Annotated in this window: 1 protein-coding gene; it reads right to left on the reverse strand. The window is 78.1% G+C overall.

Translation table 11 applies throughout. The features are described 5' to 3' along the window. Positions 1 to 529: hypothetical protein (locus tag BST27_RS32990; RefSeq protein WP_211285344.1), on the reverse strand; the 529-nt coding region annotated here is incomplete at both ends.

Raw genomic sequence — 529 nt, forward strand, 5'->3', positions numbered from 1 at the left:
GCGCCTCCGTTGCCACCGTTACCGGCCAGCCACCCGCCGTCGCCGCCCGCACCGCCGGCACCGCCGGCCCCGCCGTTCTGTCCGGCGTCGCCGTCACCGCCGTTTCCGCCCGCGAGGTTGAATTCGTCGGTGGTGCCCGCGGTGCCCGCCTTACCGGCGGCGCCCGCCTTGCCGGCACCGCCGTTGCCGCCGTTGCCGCCGTTGCCGACCGCCCCGCCGTGGCCCCCGGCGCCGCCGGCCCCGCCGTTGCCGCCGGCGACGACCGCATCAGCGCCGTTGCCACCGTTGCCACCGTTACCCCCGCTGGTCGGCATCGGCCCGGTCAGACCGTCGGCCCCATCGAACCCGCCCGGCCCGCCGGCCTTACCGCCGATCCCGCCGGCCCCGGCGGCACCGGGGTCACCGCCCGCGCCGCCGGCCCCGCCAGCTCCGGCGACACCGGCGACGACAACGCCGTTACCGCCAGCCCCGCCGTTGCCGCCTACACTCGGCGGTGATGTCTGGAACCCACAGTGACGCCGTAGCTGAC

The sequence above is a fragment of the Mycobacterium intermedium genome (assembly GCF_002086275.1).
Taxonomy (GTDB): Bacteria; Actinomycetota; Actinomycetes; order Mycobacteriales; family Mycobacteriaceae; genus Mycobacterium; species Mycobacterium intermedium.